We start from the raw sequence: 17,182 nt of genomic DNA, 5'->3' as shown, positions 1-17,182 counted from the left end.
CACACAAGCGAGGAAACATCATGGCATCGATCACCTACGAAAACGCCACCCTTGTCTACCCGGGCGCCAAGCAGCCCAGTGTGGACAACATCAACCTGGAGATCGAGGACGGTGAGTTTCTCGTCCTCGTCGGCCCGTCCGGTTGCGGAAAATCCACCACTCTGCGCATGCTCGCGGGGCTGGAGGAGGTGACCTCCGGTCGCATCCTCATCGGCGGCAAGGACGTCACCACCATCGCCCCGAAGGACCGCGATGCAGCAATGGTCTTCCAGAACTATGCGCTCTACCCGCACATGACCGTTGCGGAGAATATGGGATTCGCTCTGAAGATCGCGAAGGTCAACAAAGCCGAGATCCGGGAACGGGTCGAAGAGGCGGCGAGGATGCTGGACCTGACGAAGTTTCTCGACCGTAAGCCGAAGGCGCTGTCCGGCGGACAACGTCAGCGGGTCGCAATGGGACGTGCCATCGTGCGGGCACCGCAGGTCTTCCTCATGGATGAGCCGTTGTCGAACCTTGATGCCAAGCTGCGGGTGCAGACCAGAACTGAGATCGCGCGGTTGCAGCGCCGGTTGGCCACCACCACGGTCTACGTCACCCATGACCAGGTGGAGGCCATGACAATGGGAGACCGTGTGGCGGTGCTCCGTGACGGTGTCCTACAGCAGTGTGCCCCACCCTCGGAGCTCTACGAGAATCCGGTGAACTCGTTCGTCGCCGGATTTATCGGGTCACCGTCAATGAATCTGTTCACCCGAGATGTGGACGAGAATGGGAAGGTATTGCTTGGCGGAGAACCGATTGCCGTGCCTCCGAGCGCCGGCAACAGCGTCACCGTCGGCGTCCGGCCTGAACACCTGTCCATCGCCGACCACGGAATTGAGGCGACGGTGGACATGGTGGAGGAACTCGGTGCGGATGACTACCTGTACTGTACGACGGCGCTCGGCTACCCGTTGGTGGCGCGTGGTCAGAAGGGGAGAATTCCGCGTCGCGGCGAGAAAGTCTATTTCTCTTTCGAGCCGGAAAAGATGCTCTTCTTCGATGGTGACAATGAACAACGTCTTGCGTGACTCCGCGTCTCGTCAATGAGTACAGTGCAGGTACGATGGCACCATATTCAGTGACGCCGACGGATGGACGGTAATACTGGATGGCGCCCCGAACCCGTGTGATGACGAGATGATGAGGAACTGCAATGGTGACGAGTTTTGATGTGGCACGGCTCGCGGGCGTGTCGCAGCCCACAGTCTCCAGGGCGATGCGGGGAGACCCACGGGTTTCCGGAAAGACGCGCGCCAAGGTCGAGGATGCTGCGAGGACACTGGGGTATGTTCCCAGTGCTGCGGGGCGGGCGCTGTCTTCGGGCAGGACAAGCAGGATTGGTCTTCTGGTCACTGACCTGACAAATGAGTTCTATCACCGGATGATTGGCCCGGTGGTGGCACGTGTCAGTGAGCGCCAGCATGAGGTCGTTCTGATCGCGGATGACGGGGATGTTGATGCGGTGATTACCCGAATATCCTCGCTCGGTCTCGACGGAGTGATTCTGGCCACGACGACGACAGATTCGATGGTGCCCTATAAACTCCGGGAACGTTCGGTCCCTTTCGTCTATTTCAATCGAGTAGCGCCGGCAGTGCCGGCCGACGCCGCCGTAGTTGATGTCACCGTCGGTCTCACCGAAATGGTGGAAAAGATTGTCGCTGCCGGCTATTCGAAGGTGGGGGCGGTGTTGGGGCCGGGCAATGCAACAACCGGTACTCAGCGCGCCGAGCAATTGTTCGCCCTTCTGGGGGAGCATGGAATTGTCGTTCCTTCGTCCTACCGGACGCAGGGCGATTTTGACGTCGTCAGCGGGAGTGGAGGATTCCGGACACTGATGGCATTGGAAGACCCACCGGAGGTCATTGTCTGCGGTAATGATGTGGTGGCGATTGGAGCAGTCAATGAAGCGGTGAGGACGGGGGTGTCGATTCCCGACGACGTGGCCGTCGTCGGCTTCGATGATCTCCCAGAAGCTGCGTGGCCGGTTTTCTCACTGTCGACGGTGGGGTTCGATCTCAATGACCTGGTGCGGATGGCCGTCGACCTGCTCTTTGACCGGATCGCAGCTCCGGAGGCGGAATACCGCACCCAGTATGTGACGAGCTATTTCGTCACACGCTCCTCCCTGCCCGTCGGTCCCTGAGGGGTCTACCCGTGACAGGTGGTCCGGGGAGGAGAGCCGGTCAGGGTAGCGCGCCGAACATGTCCACCAGCAGTGCGGTGGTGTTGTAGACGACGATCCTGGCGCCGTCCGCCTTCGCCGACGCCGCCTGTTCCGCGGAGTTGACGATGTCCATCCGTATCGAAGAGAGGTGCCGACCCGCCTCAGTGACGCGACCGATGGATTCCTCCACCGTAGAATCCTGAGGTTCGGTGGATGCGTTGAGGTCCGAGGTGCCGATCATGTACCCGTCAATACCGGGGACGCCAAGGATGTCGGAGCTGCGGGAGGCGGCGACGGGTGATTCGATCATCGCGAAGAGAAGCATGGCTTCGTCGGTCCGTCGGATATGTGAAGATGCCGAAATGGTGCCGTAGTGGGCGGCTCTGCTGTAGAGAGCGAAGCCTCGGTCGCCGAGCGGGCGGTAGCGGGCCCACTGGACGGCTTCTACGGCCTGGGCCTGGTCGTCGACGTGGGGGACCACGATTCCGGACGCGCCAGCATCGGTGGCTCGCAGGACGAGGGAACGGTCACCCGACCCGATGCGGACCAGGGTCTCGACGCCGAATATCGCCGCCGCGGCGATGTGCTGCCGCACCGCGACGGCGTCGTCGGCACCGTGTTCACAGTCGAGGAGGATGAAGTCCACGCCGCTGCACGCGGCGACCTCCACGAGTTCTTCATTGGGTATGCGCAGGAGCACACCGGAGACAGACTCGCCGGCGGCGATGCGCTTTCTGAGGGTCCTGTCGAATTTCATGCGATCATTCCTCCGGAAACGTCGATGTCCGAGCCGGTCAAGCCAGGGATGGAAAGCGCTGCAACTGCGGCACGGGCGACTTCTTCCATCGTGACCATTCTGTTGAGGGCGGACCGCGAAACGAAAGCGTCGGCTACCTCTTCGATACTCTTCCCGCTCAGGGCAGCCTCGCGTTCGAAGTTCCGGTCCATGCGTTCGGAGTCCACCGGTCCAGGGGAGAGACTGTTGACCATGACGCCGTGCCGTCCCAACTCGAAGGCGAGGGTGGTCGTCAGTCCGATCACGGCCATTTTGCTGGCGGCGTAGGGAGTGCGATTCTCCAGGGGCCGTTTGCCCGTCACGGAGGCGATATTGAGGATGAATCCGTTTCCGCGCTTCTGCATCGCGGGAGCGAATGCGCGGCACATGAGAAACACACCCCGGAGATTGATATCGATCACCTCGTCCCATTCGGCGGGGTCGATATCCACCAGGGGCGTGACCGGTCCTCCGATACCGGCGTTGTTGACCAGGACGGAGACAGTCGAGTCAGTGAGTGTCTCGACAAGTGCAGACACCTCGTCAGGGTCAGAAGCATCGCAGACAATACCGCGGATCTCAGGTCCAGCGGTCGCTGAGAGTGCGTCGGCGGCCGCAGACAGTTTCTCAGGATTACGACCCGTGATCACCACGGGATATCCTTCGGCCCGTAGGGCGGTGGCGATATGGAATCCCAGTCCGCTTCCACCGCCCGTGACCACTGCGGTGCCAGGGTAGAGGCGGCCATCCTGACCTGCATTTGCGGGGGTGTCACGCGTGGACATCGACGTTCTCCAGCCAGTCGAAGGAGTCGCCGAGTGCCTTGGCTGCCCGGAGATCGCCGGAGCGACCGTGGCCGTCGAAGTTCTCCACACGCGCCGCCCGCCCGCACAGTCGGCCCAGCTCACCGGAGGCGTCGTTATCACGGACCTCCTGGAAGGTGCAGGTCTTGAGGAATTTTCCGACCCAGAGTCCGCCGGTGTAGCGGGCAGCGCCAAGCGTAGGCAGGACATGGTTGGTGCCGATTACCTTGTCGCCGTAGGCAACACAGGTCCCTTCACCGAGGAACAGGGCACCGTAGTCGTGCATACGATCGAGGGCGTCCCTAGGCTCCGCTGTGAAGATCTGGACGTGCTCGGAGGCGAATCCGTTGGACACCTCCCACATCTCTTCTTCCCCGTCGCACACGATAATCTGGCCGTAGTCGCGCCAGGCCTGGCCGGCCGTGTCCCCGGTCGGCATGCCCGGTAGAAGCTTCTCGATATTTTCCACCGTTTGACGGGCCACGCGGTCGCTGGTGGTGACCAGCACGGCCGGGGACTCCGGGCCGTGTTCGGCCTGGGAGAGCAGATCGACTGCGACAGTGAGTGGATCGGCGGTGTCGTCGGCGACGATCAGCACCTCAGTCGGACCGGCGAACAGATCGATACCGATCTCACCGAACATCTGGCGCTTGGCTTCTGCGACGAAGGCGTTGCCTGGACCGGCGATCATGTTGACCGGCTCAATGGAGGGGGTGCCGATCGCCATGGCGGCAATGGCCTGGACCCCACCGAGAACGTAGATCTCGTCGGCTCCGGCAAAGTGCGCGGCGGCAACTGTGGCGGCCGGCACCTCGCCGTGGATCGGTGGGGTGCAGGCCACGACTCGTTGAACCCCTGCAGCTTTCGCCGTGATGATCGTCATGTGAGCAGAAGCCATCATCGGGTATCTACCGCCGGGGATATATGCCCCGGTGGCTGCGATAGGGACGTGTCGATGTCCGAGGAAGACCCCCGGCTGGGTTTCGACCTCAAGGTCCTGCATCGTCGCAAGCTGGGCTTCGGCGAACCTGTGCACGTTGTTCTGTACGGTGTGCAGATCCTCGAGCGTTTGTTCGTCCAGTTCAGCGATGTAGCCGGCAATCTGTTCGTCGGTGAGGCGGAAAGACTCTGGTGTCCAGCCGTCGAACTTCTCGGAGAGCTCTCGGACCGCCGCGTCGCCGTTGTCACGGACGTTCTGGAGAGCGTCTGCGACGGCCTTCTCGATGTTCGCCTGAGTGGTATCGGCGAACGTCTTCTGCTGTCCCTGCTTGATGATCCTCATGGGAGCCTTTCGGTCTAATGCATACGCATGTACATGTGATTGGTGAAGTCTAACAAACTATGTGTGATGTCGCCATGGGCTGGTCTGATCTGCCGTCCCTCCGTCGACATGGAATCGATATATCCCCAGTTAGAAAGGTGTTCTATGGTCAGATTTATTCTGAGGCGAGCGGATCTCAGGATGAGTGTCCCAGGGGTTGGTCCGTTGTTGTCTCCGTGCGCAACCGTAGTTTGGCCACGTTCATATGACTACGCTGATCAGCGATATGCCGGGGCGGGTGTGCAGGGGATGGGCGCCCTCTTGTCACTCCAGGCCAATTGGGTAGCGCTCTCGGACAACTCGGGGCCGTGACCACTGATTATTGTTCTTCAGACAAGGGTTGTGGTGTGTGCCACAGAGAGCTGCCACATGACGCAGAGAATACGGAAGTCGCAGGAGAACATGGACAGAACCGGGTACATCATCGTCGGCGCAGGATCCGCGGGCAGCGTTATCGCGCGCAGACTCATTGACGCCGGTAAGCCTGTGACCCTTGTGGAGGCTGGAGGGTACGACGAAAACCCGCTGATCGCGGATGTCTGGTCGTCTGTCGGGCTGTGGCACGGGCCTGAAGACTGGGATTTTCAGACGGTCCCGCAGGAACACTGTGACGGGCGACGAATACACCTGCCGCGCGGCAAAGTCACCGGTGGATCGCACGCGCTGAACGGGACGATCTGGTGTCGCGGGGCAGAGGCGGACTACGACACGTGGTCCTACCTGGGGTGCGCGGGGTGGAGCTGGGCCGACGTCCTCCCCATTTTCCAGAAGATAGAGAAGTTCGATAAAGCGGGTTCAGACCTGCGGGGAAGGGACGGCCTCCTGGATGTGGCTCAGGAGTACGACGTCAACCCGATCCAGGAGAGCATCCTCCATGCGGGAACGGAGATCGGCCTTCCGCTGGATGAGGACTACAACGACGGAGCCCCTGAGGGCATCTCGAGGATGCAGTTGAATGTCCGGGACGGGAAACGGTTCAATACCTGGCACGCTTATCTTGAACCGGTCCTAGGCCACGAGAACCTCACGGTCATCACCGGTGCCGAGGTGGAGCGTCTGATCACAGAGGACGGGACGGTGACCGGGATCGAGTATCTCCGTGAAGGTCGGTCGGAGACTCTGTACGGTGTGGAGACCATTCTGGCCGCGGGAGCGTTGGGGTCACCCGCGATCCTGCTGCGGTCCGGTATCGGGCCGTCGGGAGAGCTGACCTCCGTGGGTGTGGCCCCACTGCTCGACCTGCCCGGCGTCGGAAGGAACCTTCAGGACCACCTCCTGGTTCCGGTGGTCTTCACGACGTCGACTCCGGTCCCAGCGTCGACGACAGGGGTTGCGGAGACACATCATTTCTGGCGGAGCCGGCCGGATATCGCGGTGCCGGACACTCAGCCGATTCATTTCTCCATCCCGATGTATCTCGACGACATGGCTGGACCGGAGAATGGATTCTCTCTGGTGGCAGGATTGATTCGTCCACACGCCAGGGGGTCGGTGCGGCTGTCGGGGCCGGGCCTGACAGATGAACTCCTGATCGATCTCTCGGCACTCGACAACGATGTCGACGTCAGTGCGCTCATCGCGTCCGTGCGACAGTGCCGGCTGATGGGACGCACGGATGCGTTGGCGGCCTGGGGTGCGCACGAGATCTACCCGGGCGAGAGCGTTCCGGATGAGGACTCGGCTCTCGAACGCTACGTGCGGTCGCATGTCAGTACGTATCACCACCAGGTGGGAACGTGCCGAATGGGGGTGGATCGAGCCTCCGTCGTTGATCCCAGGAGCCTCTCCGTGCACGGTCTTGGCGGACTCCGGGTGGCAGATGCGTCGGTCATGCCCCTGGTGACGACGGGAAACACGAATGCCGCAGCGATTCTCATCGGAGAACGTGCCGCGGAGTTCATCATCCGCGACTCCACAACCAGCGCGGAGCACACATCCACCATGATCGGAGAACCACTGTGATTACCTCGCGAACAGGCGCAACGGGTGTCAAGCAACCCTTGTCGAGCAAGGCGGTGATCGTGCTTTGCATGGTTGTCGTGGTGATGGAGGGTTACAACCTGATCACCTTCGGTGTGACGGTCCCGCTTCTCCTGGACGACCCCGGTCTGGCCATCGACCCTGCGACCACCGGTCTCATCGGCGGTGTCGTCTATGCCGGTGGTTTGACGGGTATCCTGGTCAGCGGCCCGCTCGCGGACAGGTGGGGACGGCACCGACTGATGTCGGTGGCAGTAGGGGTGTTCGCACTCGGCTCGGTTCTTGTCGCCGTCGCACCGAATGCCGCGGTTATCGGGATTGCTCGAGTGGTGACCGGTATCGGCATCGGGGCAGCTTTTACCTCGGCGATGACACTGGCACGCAACCATGCGACAACGAACCGGGCGAGCCTGGTGATCACACTGACAACCGCCGGCGTACCGATCGGTGGTGTTTTTGCGTCGTTGTTCGGCATTTTCCTGATGCCCCACTGGGGGTGGCGGTCCAACTACTGGGCTGGCGCAGTCCTGACACTGGTGATCCTGATCATCTCACTGCTGGGCCACATCCGGGAACCTGACGAGGTGCGGAACTCCACGCTCGCGCCTTTCCGTCGACTCACCGCGCTGTTCCATCCGACCACCCGGGTCCTCGTGGTTTTCGTGGCGCTCGCCAGCGTCACCAATCTCGTGACCTGGTTGGGCCTGAACGCCTGGCTCGCTGAGGCGATGCGGAGCAGCGGATTCACCTTGACGCAGGCGCTCACTCTGACCTTCGTCCTCACCGGCGCGGCGGTGATCGGGTCGTGGTTTACCGCGACCGCCGGTGACCGGGTCGGTCCGGCCCGTGTCGCCGTCGTCTGTGCGGTGTTGACGGTGATCGGACTGGTCGGGTTGATGACTGGCCCGACAGCGATGGCAGCCGCGACCCTGTTCGTTGCACTGCTAGGGATCGGTGGTCATTCGACCCAGAACCTGATCAGTGCCGCCGCAACCAACCATGTAGCTGCACCGCTCCGTGGAACCGTCATCGCCATCACCAATGCCATGGCATACGTGGGCTCGTTTCTCGGTCCGGTCGTCGGCGGTGCTGTCTTCGGTGCAGGAGGAGCATCGAGGTTGTTCAGTGTATACGCGGTGTTTGCGGTGGTATGCCTCGCCACCTGCGTGGGTATCGTGGTCGGTGGACGCCGAGGCGGCACCGTGAAGATGTAGTGAGGGGAGCGACCGTGGAGAGAGACAGGGTCGACAGGGTCGACAGGGTCGACCTAGACAAACTGCGCATTGACCTGGCAACATCCCTGCATCTCCTCCGCCCGCTCATCCCGTATGATGCGGCGCAGATCCTGCGGATCGGCCACGGCCTGAAACCCGAGGAGCTGTGCAGGATGGGCTACTCGGCAAACACGGCGTGGGCATTGGCTCACATGTTTCCGGTTGAAGATGCTCGTCGCTTCACATATGAGGTGAGTGATGATGCCCCGCTTCCTCCGACGATCTCCACCTCCGGCGTGGGAGGGGACTTCACGTCGTCCCGACTGTTCCGGGAGCATCTCGCCAAAGAAGGGTTCGAGGAGGGGATGTCCCTGGTTCTTTACCATGACAAGGGACCTGTGGGAATGGCACATTTCTCCAGCAGGACGGCGAGAGCGTTTGAGGGAGCTCCCCGACAAGCGGCACTCGCGGTGTCCGGATTGTTCGGAAGCGTTGTCGCGATGTTTCCAGGAAGCGACGAGCCCTGGCGTGGAGGGGGTCGTCCGGACACTGAACAGCGGTTGTTGGCGGATCCGGACTTTGCGAGACACCTCCGCGACTTCTGTCGGAGCCCTCTCGCATTCATCGGACACCTGTGGGAGGTCGACGGGTCATTCGTCATCGTCGATGTGGCGCAGCCGGGGAGAATAGTGGCGAGGCCCGTCGATCCCGCGACGATGCGTGGACTCACACGCCAAGAGCTGCAGGTGCTCAGTGCATTGTGCTGTGGCGCCGCTGACGCGGAGATAGCGTCACGACTTCATCTGAGCCGTCGGACCGTCCAGTCGTACCTGGGGTCGCTCAGACAGAAGCTGGGAGCGGCAAGCAGGCTCGAGGCCGTGGTCATCGCTCTCGGGGCAGGACTGTACGTACCCCATCCAGACAGAGCACCCCTCGGACAGATCATCCGAGGGGGCTCAGGGTAAGCGGCAGTCAGGGGCGGGGAACGTTCTTCACCAGCTTCTGGGCCTCCGCGACCTCGATGCGTTGGTGTTCGTACAGATCATCGACGCCCTGGGGATCCAGGACAGGGGAGTACGGGTCCCCGAATCCCGTGTCGACTCCCGTGAGGACCTCGAGGACTCCGAGACCGCAGACAGGAACATAGTAGGGGCTGTAGCCGCCTTCCTGGATGAAGACGACGTCGCCCTGACACAACGAATCAGCTGCATCGAGAAGCAGGCGGGTCAGCATTTTGAATCCCCGCTGAGTGACCATCTGCCGGGCGAGAGGATCCATGGCCGACGCATCGAATCCGCTGGCGACGACGATGAGTTCGGGCTGGAACGCCTCGAGTGCAGGGATGACGACATCCCGCATGGCGCGCTCGTAGACGGCGTTGCCGCTGCCTGGGGGGAGGGGGATGTTGAGGGCGGCACCCCCTCCGGCGCCCACTCCGTTGTCTTCCCGGAAGCCCGATTCCGGTGGGAAGCACCGGTCCTGGTGCAACGAGATGGTGAGGACGCTGGGGTCCTCCCACCAGATGTCCTGTGTGCCGTTGCCGTGATGTACATCCCAGTCGACGATCGCCACACGCGAGAGCCCGAGGACATCGCGTGCATATGCGGTGGCGACGGAGACGTTGTTGAACAGACAGAAACCCATTCCCCGCGCCCGCTCGGCATGGTGCCCGGGTGGGTTGATGAGTGCGTAGGCAGTGTCAACGTCGCCGTTCACCACGGCGCGCACGGCTTCGATCGCTCCACCTGAAGCCCGGCGTGCGATGTCGTACCCCCCTCGTCCGAGTGGGCTGGCACCGTCGCCGGCGTCGCCGCCCTTCACGTTGTCCGACTGGGAGCGGATCCACTCCACATGCTCGGTGGTATGGACGCGGAGGAGGTCGTCTTCCTGAGCCAGCCCGGCTTTCAGTGGTGACAGGACGTCAGCCAGCGGTGAGACCTGGACAGCTTCATGGAACCGTCGCTTGGTGTCTGCATGAGCGATGTGGTGACTGATGGGTTGGAGCCCGAGGGAAGGGTCGGCCGGTGTGAAGCCGCCGCTACCGCTATCCACCCATCCGTAGAGGGTGTCCCAGAGGTATCCGACTCGTCGTTGTGATGCCATGGTGGTTCTCCGAATCTGGTGGTGTCATGGGGGTGGGGGAGACGGTCCCACTGTATTTCCTGGAGAAACTAACGCTGTACCGGAAAACTACGGTATTCCGGTCAGCCCGCCATGAGTTGGGGAAGGAAGGTGACCAACCAGGGCAACAAGCAGAGAACGAGGACGACGACGAGGTCTGAGACGATCCACGGGACGGCTGCGCGGTAGATCGTGAACAGTGGCAACCAGGGCGCCGTGGACTTCATGACGAAGAGCCCCATTCCGAACGGCGGCGAAATATTGCCGATCTGCAGGGTCACGAGCACGATGATCGAGAACCATACGGGATCCCAACCGAACTGTGTCACGATCGGCATGAGCAGCGGTGCGGTGATCAGCATGATCGACGCCTGGTCGATGAAACACGACAGAATCACCAGCAGAGCGACAATCAGGAAGATCATCAAGGCGCCGTTGGCAATGCTGCTCGAGACCCACGCAACGAGGCCGGCAGTGGCGCCCATGTAAGCCATGATCTGGGCATACAGGGTGGACGCCATGACGAGGATGAAGATCGTCCCCGTGATGCGGATGCTTCCGACGCCAGCCCCCAGGAGTTCCTTGACGGAGAACCTACCGGTGGCGAAGGCGAGGATGATCGAAGCGAGAGCGCCGAAGGCCGCGGCTTCTGTGGGAGTTGCAATTCCCGTGAAGATCACCATAAGCACGGTGACCGCGATGATGCCGGGTAGCAGGAGATTGCTGAGAAAGCCTCGGAGGATTTCGGCGCCGGTGCGACGCGGGGGCAGATTCTGTGCGGCATCCGGCGACGAGTCACCGACTGCGGCTTTCCTGCTCTTCCACAGGACAATGGTCACGTACCCGAGTGCCATGAGGATGCCAGGTACGATTCCTGCGATGAGGAGCGGACCGATGGAGACGTTGGCGACACCACCCCAGAGGATGGCGAGCGCACTCGGTGGAAACACCATCGCCAAACCGCCTGCGGCGAGGATCGAGCCTGCGGAGAGTCGGGTCTCATATCCTGCCGATTTCATCTGCGGGAGCAGCGTACGGCTGAGGAGTGCCGTGTTCGCCAGCGAGGAACCGGAGAGAATGCCGAAAGCACTACCGCCGGCAACCGCCACCATGGGAAGGCGCCCGGGGACGCGTCGGAGAAGTTTGGCGATTTCGACGATGGCATCCTGCGCGATCCGCGCGCGGAACAGTACATCGCCCATGAGGATGAACAGTGGGATCGCGGTGAATGTGAAACTGTTGACCGAGCTGATCACGCTCAGGCTGAGCAGGCGCGAAGTAACCTCGATGTCACCGAAGATCAGGAGTGATGCGACGATTCCGACCGCGAAGATGCCGAAAGCGACGGGAATGCGCAGGAACAGAACGAGGATCAGTGCCAGGATGTAGACGGGAAGAAAGATATACCATTCCATGATCTACCCCTCCTCTCGTTTCGATGCGGTGGATTGGTCGGTGGGCTTCCGTACCCGTGCCCGGATCGTTCTGATCGATCGGATGAGGTAGAAGACCGTGGCGTGCAGCATGACCGCGAAGCCAACGAAGACGGCCAGAGACAGCCAATACCGGTGGAGCGCCAGCTCGCCCGCCATGGTTGTTTTTGTGGTCCAGTCATTGATGAGGAGTTCCAGCGCGCTGAAGGTCAGGAACAGCGCCACGACGAGCTGCACAACCGCGCCGATGAGTTGACCGATGACGACGAGAACCGGCCGGTTGAACATGTCGAGAATCTCGACTTTGAAGTTATCGTCGGCAGCGGTCGCGGCCGGGATAACGAGGACGGTGATCAGTACCATCGCCAACGCGGACAGTTCGACTGCGCCGAGGACCCCGTGGCCGGTGAAGCGCATCACGACGGTGACGGCGATGAATACGGTCAGGACCAGGATCACGATGGCGCCGAGATATTCGAGGAGGCGCTCCGGCAACCAGGTCCGGGCGGAAATATCGGTGGTGTCGTTGACGGTGTCCGGCAGTGCCTCGAGCACTTCCTCGGCGCTGTCGGCCGGGGAAAACCGGCCATCGGTGTGGGGAGTTGTCGAACTCATTGCATGTCCTCCTGAAGCTCCTCGGTATCTGAAACGAAGGCGCCTCCGGGGACGCGGTCGTAGCCACGTCCTTCGAGCGGGACATCGTAGGCTTCCCGCAGATCCGCAGCGGCCGGGGACGTCGTGAGGATTCGATCCCAGTCGAGGTCCTCCCAGCCGTCGACATAGGCGAGTTTGAGCAGGGCTTCGGAGTCCTCTTCGTTCAGGCGTGTCTCCTGAACCCCGGCGTCATGCCATTGCTGTGTCTCTTCCACCGTTCGGTCAAGGTAGTGAGCGAAGATGTCGGGCTCCGTTTCCGCCAGTGTTTCCGTCAACGCGTGTTGGGTCCGCGAATCGAGACGGTCCCATGCGCGGTCGTTCATCAGGAGATTGGCGACTGATTCGTAGAAGCGGGGAGCGAGATCATGGTTGACTACTCCCTCGAGACCAAGGCTCGAGGGCCCGACGGATGCCCAGGTGGCGCCAGAGACGACGTTGCGTTCCAGTGCGGTGTAGACCTCTCCGCCCGGTAGGTCGACGGGTACCCCGTTCATACGACTGACCATGCCGGAGGTTGCTGACGAGGTCCGGTACGACCCTCCCCGGAGGTCTAGACCATCTATGTTGTCCCGACTCAGGATCACCTGTGGCATGCCGGCGACTGCGCGTCCGAGATAGGTGACGCCGAGCTGCTCGCGGTGGATCTCGTCGTAGATCTCGACGACACCGTTGTCGCGTTCTTCCATCGGAGTGAATGGCGTGAATCGGGCAAGCTCCATCGCCGGGACCTGGTCGACGTAGTAGTCCCCGGGCATGATCCCCATGTCGAATACTCCGGCAGAAACTCCTTCAATGAGGAGGTTTGGGGCCATGACTTCCGGACCGCCCTTGAAATCGATGGTGATCCAGGGGGCGGACTCTTTCAGGCGGTCGATGAACATGAAGACGCCCTCATTATTTGAATGATTCTTCGCGAAACCGCTGGCGAGGGTGATCGTCACATCACCGTTGTCCTCATCAGCAGCAGTCGAACAGCCAGCCACGAGAAGTGGGACGAGAAGTATTGCCAACAGTCTTTTTCTTAGTGTGCCGAGCATCCTGCCTCCTGCAGTGGTGTCATCGGAGTCTGTGGTGCGGTTTATGCTATGGGGCTATCAGTGCACTGCGATATAGGAACTTTCCTTACGGTGAAGCGGCGGCCCGTGATATCACGGACCGCCGCCAGATGTAACGAACTTTTTACTTGAAGAGTACTGACTGTGAAGGGTAGCTCCCGGCAAAATTATCGGGGAGGTCCGAGATGAAAACATTCTCGGTGCGCGTCCGCGTGACCTTCCATGTGCCGCCTTCTTTACGGAACGCGTTATTGAGTCGGCTGGAACGAAGGAGGGCATGGCCGTCAGAGAACAACCATGGCTGCATGTGAATCCAGGCGCCTTCGGCTTCGTCGCCGTTGACAGATATCTGCTCCGAGGTCAGATAGTGTGCGTTGAGGATGAGCTTGGGGTCCTGGTTCTCGGGCCAGAACCGGTTGAAGTGAGCCCTGATCGCGTCTTTGCCCTCTGCTCGTCCGAACTGGCCGGTGTAGTATTCGCCGACTCCTTCCCACACCGCATCGTCGGTGTAGAGATCGAGGACGAGTTCGATGCGCTCCGGGTCGCTCACTGGGGGGTAGACGGGACACGGGGTGTCGCACAGCATCATGTAGCGCGCCTGTACGCGGCGAATGTCAGCTTCGGCCTCCAGAACGTCGATGCGGGCGGCGAGCCTTTCGATGGTCGCGTGGGTGTTTTCCTGCATGGTGGAACTCCTTGGGTGACTTCGTGGTGGGATCCGTGAAAAGGACTGGCATTCAGTCCTCGATGCTTCGGACAACAGCCTGCGCATGGGCTATCCAGTCCGTGACAGTCGCTCCGTCGACGCCCTGGGGAAGCTGGGCCAGGCGGAGGGTCATCGTGTGTTCCCCGGCGGGGTCACGGACAGGAAAGACGATGGAACCGACGTTGTAGCGTTCCCCGGCAGTGATCTCTCTGTGGGTGTAGTCCACGGTGGTGCTCCCGATCAGTTCGCGTATCGTTCTTTCCGCGAACGGGGTCAGGGGGCCTTTGAGGTACTCTTTCGTTGCCTCGATCATCTGCTCATACGCAGCACTGCCTTCCTCGGGCAGGTGGGAGATGACGTATCCCTTGTCGTTCAGCATCTCCAGGCGGCGGCAGTGATTCCTGCGTACCTCGTCGGGTGGGTCGCCGAGCTTGGCGAGCCACCGGTCGCGGACCTCCTGGGGCTTGTCGAAGAGATATGTGTCGCCGATGGGTGGCACGATCGGTACCCGGCTGGCGAAACGGTGCTCGGGGGATACCCCCGGGCCCAGCGCCGAATAGACTGTTGCGAACTCGTCCTCGCTCAACGCTGCATAGACGATGACCTCGCAACCGATTGATTCAGCGAGTGTCTCGAGCTCGTTGTCGGCACCGTGAGCGGCGTGGATCGCGGGAAGCGAGTCGTGACGTAGCCGTCCCATCATGGTGGACCCGACGAAACTCCCATATCCCCCCTGGAAGAACAGGAGGGGAGCGACCGGATTGGTGACTTCCAGGTCGTGGACTCGACACAGGACGATCCAGTGGTCGCCCGCCTCGATTGTTTCTGAGATGGTGGTGTCAATCCAGGCGATGGAGTTCCGGAGAATGGGGTCACCGCCGGGGGATGGGTACCAGTCGATACCGTCAAGCTTGTTCTGCCATCGCTGTGCGATGGACAGCATCTCGGACTCCTGTTCGCCTCCGAAAATGTTGATGCACAATGAGGAGCACTGCTGCATTTTCTTGAACGTCTTCGATGCCTTCATAGGCATGAAAGATACCAGTGGCGGGTCAAGTGACACTGATGAGAATGTTCCGACAACCATAGCGAGAAGTTCTCCGTCGGGGGCCCGTCCTGTAACGACTGCGACACCAGTGGGGTAATGGCCCATGGCATTCCTGAACGTTCGGGGATCGAATTGTGTGGAGACGGGGTGATCGCTCATGTCGGTTACTCCTTTGTCGCGGTCTCCGGCTATATTTCAGCGGTCCCGTGGAGAGTTGTTTTCCGGTTACGACATAAAGCTAGGGCAGGGTGGACTTACGGCACCACGCGGGAAACCTTTATCTTGTCGATCTCCCGATGAAGGCAAAGTGCCGGTAGGCGAACAATGAATTCTGATATAAATAAGGCAAGGGTAGCCTTTCTATTTATGTCAGGGTTACCTTTACGCTCTAAAAGTAGGCGTCGCATGGGTGAGTGTAATAATCTTGTGTTCCACAAGATCCATGAGTGATTGGCATCACAGTCTGTTGTTGACGAGTGACGCTGTCACGGAGACAGATCTTCGGAGGAAGGAACCAGCATGACGCTCGCGCACCGTTTGCAGTCGGTGGAGCACCGGGTGAGGGCCGTCAACGACGGTCATGTCACGGCCAGGGACAGCGCCGACCAGCACCGCCGGGAAATCACGAGATATGAACCTCGCCTGAAGGCGTGGGTCGAGCTCTCAGATCTCGATGAGCCTGGTGCCGTCCCAGTCGACGGCCCGCTGGCCGGGCTGTCAGTGGGGGTTAAGGACATCATCGATGTGCGGGGATATCCGACCCGCTGTGGGACACCGGTTTCTGATGTTAGGCCGAAGGTCCGGGACGCCGACTGCGTCGCACGTCTGAGGGACCTCGGTGCGACGATACAAGGTAAGACCGTGACCACAGAGTACGGCTACTTTTCGCCCGGACCGACGACGAACCCGTTCAACGATCAAGCGACACCGGGAGGGTCATCGAGTGGCTCTGCGGCCTCGGTCGGTGCAGGAACAATCCCTTTTGCCCTCGGGACGCAGACCGCAGGATCGTTGACCCGGCCGGCGTCCTTTTGTGGAGCTGCAGGCCTGGTTCTCACTCAGGGAACGACATCCCTCGCCGGGGTCACCGGTCTGAGCGACACATTGGACTCACTGGGCTTTTTGGCGCGTACTGTCGATGACCTGTCTTTCGTCCACCACGCCTTCTTCAACGGGGTGGCGGACGGCACGAAACCCGAGAGCCTCAACGTAGCGGACGTATCGGACACCACAGTTTTCCTGTGGGAGGGGTCTGGGATGCTCAACCTGGACAGCACCATGATGCAACTCCTCCGGGCCGTCCCCGGGTTACTTGACGAGCTCAACATCGAATCTACCGCCCTGAACTGGGATGATCATATCCGGACTCTGGTTGACGACCACAAGACGGTCATGGCCTATGAGGCGGCTGCAGGATTGGGAGCGCGGTTGGGGCCGTCGAGGACGAAGGTGAGTGCTCAGCTCCGCCAGTTGTTCGATGACGGCGACGATGTCGGTGAGCGGGAGCTCACCGACGCGTTGTTCCGCCGGGACGTTTCCCTGACCGCGTTGAGTCGTTGCCTCGGAGAGACGGGCGTGATCATCGGCCCTGCCGCCAAGGGGCCGGCCCCGGCAATGTCCACCGGGACCGGCTCCCCGGAATTAAGCCGTCCATGGCAACTGCTCGGACTTCCCGTGCTCACCGTCCCTGGTGCACGTACCGGTACAGGAATGCCGTTGGGGATACAGATCATCGGTCCCCGAGGAAGCGAGGGCTTGCTCCTGCAACTCGGGGCAGTCTTGGAACCGCTGCTCCGGGATCTTCCCTCGTACAGCGACACTGACGGCACCCCCGCTCTCAAGGAGATGAAATGGTAGTCA

General features: G+C 61.2%; 15 protein-coding genes. 6 read left to right on the top strand and 9 right to left on the bottom strand.

Translation table 11 applies throughout. The features are described 5' to 3' along the window. Positions 1–20: 20 nt before the first annotated feature. Together CGLY_RS10900 and CGLY_RS10895 are read left to right on the top strand one after the other, a co-directional pair. Positions 21–1,073: an ABC transporter ATP-binding protein gene (locus CGLY_RS10900; RefSeq protein ID WP_038549374.1), complete on the top strand. Its 1,053-nt coding sequence runs from the start codon at positions 21–23 to the stop codon at positions 1,071–1,073. Between the two features lie 128 nt (positions 1,074–1,201). Beyond that, positions 1,202–2,191, top strand: coding sequence for a LacI family DNA-binding transcriptional regulator (locus CGLY_RS10895; protein ID WP_158407387.1), 990 nt, complete (start codon positions 1,202–1,204; stop codon positions 2,189–2,191). Positions 2,192–2,231: 40 nt separating this feature from the next. On the opposite strand, the gene CGLY_RS10890 is transcribed toward CGLY_RS10895, so the two are convergent. The 3 genes from CGLY_RS10890 to hisD are packed head-to-tail and all read right to left on the bottom strand — an operon-like array spanning position 2,232 to position 5,072. Beyond that, entirely contained in the window at positions 2,232–2,969 is a 738-nt protein-coding gene (locus CGLY_RS10890; protein WP_038549370.1) for an HpcH/HpaI aldolase family protein, read from the bottom strand. Next, positions 2,966–3,772 carry an SDR family NAD(P)-dependent oxidoreductase gene (locus tag CGLY_RS10885; RefSeq protein ID WP_052540054.1) on the bottom strand — a complete coding sequence of 269 codons (807 nt, stop codon included), beginning with the start codon at positions 3,770–3,772 and terminating at the stop codon, positions 2,966–2,968. The genes CGLY_RS10890 and CGLY_RS10885 overlap by 4 nt, the downstream gene beginning before the upstream one ends. After that, positions 3,759–5,072, bottom strand: coding sequence for a histidinol dehydrogenase (gene hisD / locus CGLY_RS10880; protein WP_052540053.1), 1,314 nt, complete (start codon positions 5,070–5,072; stop codon positions 3,759–3,761). Before hisD ends, CGLY_RS10885 begins: the two co-directional genes overlap by 14 nt. Before the next feature lie 441 nt (positions 5,073–5,513). Between hisD and CGLY_RS10875 the strand changes: the two genes are divergently transcribed. The 3 genes from CGLY_RS10875 to CGLY_RS17800 all read left to right on the top strand — a co-directional run bounded on the left by CGLY_RS10875 (position 5,514) and on the right by CGLY_RS17800 (position 9,270). Beyond that, positions 5,514–7,073 carry a GMC family oxidoreductase gene (locus tag CGLY_RS10875; protein WP_052540052.1) on the top strand — a complete coding sequence of 520 codons (1,560 nt, stop codon included), beginning with the start codon at positions 5,514–5,516 and terminating at the stop codon, positions 7,071–7,073. A gap of 68 nt (positions 7,074–7,141) precedes the next feature. Further along, on the top strand, positions 7,142–8,305 hold the full coding sequence (locus CGLY_RS10870; RefSeq protein WP_038549368.1) for an MFS transporter: 1,164 nt from the start codon (positions 7,142–7,144) through the stop codon (positions 8,303–8,305). A gap of 14 nt (positions 8,306–8,319) precedes the next feature. Beyond that, a complete protein-coding gene (locus tag CGLY_RS17800; RefSeq protein ID WP_227590250.1) occupies positions 8,320–9,270 on the top strand; it encodes a helix-turn-helix transcriptional regulator in 951 nt (316 codons plus the stop codon). A gap of 7 nt (positions 9,271–9,277) precedes the next feature. On the opposite strand, the gene CGLY_RS10860 is transcribed toward CGLY_RS17800, so the two are convergent. The 6 genes from CGLY_RS10860 to CGLY_RS10835 form a co-directional block, all read right to left on the bottom strand. Next, the gene (locus tag CGLY_RS10860) at positions 9,278–10,408 is read right to left on the bottom strand and encodes a class II histone deacetylase (RefSeq protein WP_038549367.1); all 1,131 of its coding nucleotides are present in this window, start codon (positions 10,406–10,408) and stop codon (positions 9,278–9,280) included. A 101-nt stretch (positions 10,409–10,509) separates the two neighbouring features. Then, positions 10,510–11,841: a TRAP transporter large permease subunit gene (locus CGLY_RS10855; protein ID WP_038549365.1), complete on the bottom strand. Its 1,332-nt coding sequence runs from the start codon at positions 11,839–11,841 to the stop codon at positions 10,510–10,512. Positions 11,842–11,844: 3 nt separating this feature from the next. Then, a complete protein-coding gene (locus tag CGLY_RS10850) occupies positions 11,845–12,474 on the bottom strand; it encodes a TRAP transporter small permease subunit (RefSeq protein ID WP_081803881.1) in 630 nt (209 codons plus the stop codon). Beyond that, on the bottom strand, positions 12,471–13,454 hold the full coding sequence (gene dctP, locus CGLY_RS10845) for a TRAP transporter substrate-binding protein DctP (protein ID WP_227590249.1): 984 nt from the start codon (positions 13,452–13,454) through the stop codon (positions 12,471–12,473). The genes CGLY_RS10850 and dctP overlap by 4 nt, the downstream gene beginning before the upstream one ends. A gap of 238 nt (positions 13,455–13,692) precedes the next feature. Continuing rightward, positions 13,693–14,253, bottom strand: a complete 561-nt coding sequence (locus CGLY_RS10840; RefSeq protein WP_038549360.1) for a nuclear transport factor 2 family protein — start codon at positions 14,251–14,253, stop codon at positions 13,693–13,695. Positions 14,254–14,305: 52 nt separating this feature from the next. Continuing rightward, complete coding sequence (locus CGLY_RS10835; protein WP_038549358.1) at positions 14,306–15,481, bottom strand: flavin reductase family protein; 1,176 nt, start codon at positions 15,479–15,481, stop codon at positions 14,306–14,308. Positions 15,482–15,841: 360 nt separating this feature from the next. Between CGLY_RS10835 and CGLY_RS10830 the strand changes: the two genes are divergently transcribed. Continuing rightward, entirely contained in the window at positions 15,842–17,179 is a 1,338-nt protein-coding gene (locus tag CGLY_RS10830) for an amidase (RefSeq protein WP_038549356.1), read from the top strand. Positions 17,180–17,182 lie beyond the last annotated feature (3 nt).

This window comes from Corynebacterium glyciniphilum AJ 3170, from assembly GCF_000626675.1.
Lineage (GTDB): Bacteria > Actinomycetota > Actinomycetes > Mycobacteriales > Mycobacteriaceae > Corynebacterium > Corynebacterium glyciniphilum.
Note: the sequence above shows the minus strand (reverse complement) of the source record. Positions and strands in the feature narration are given on the sequence as shown.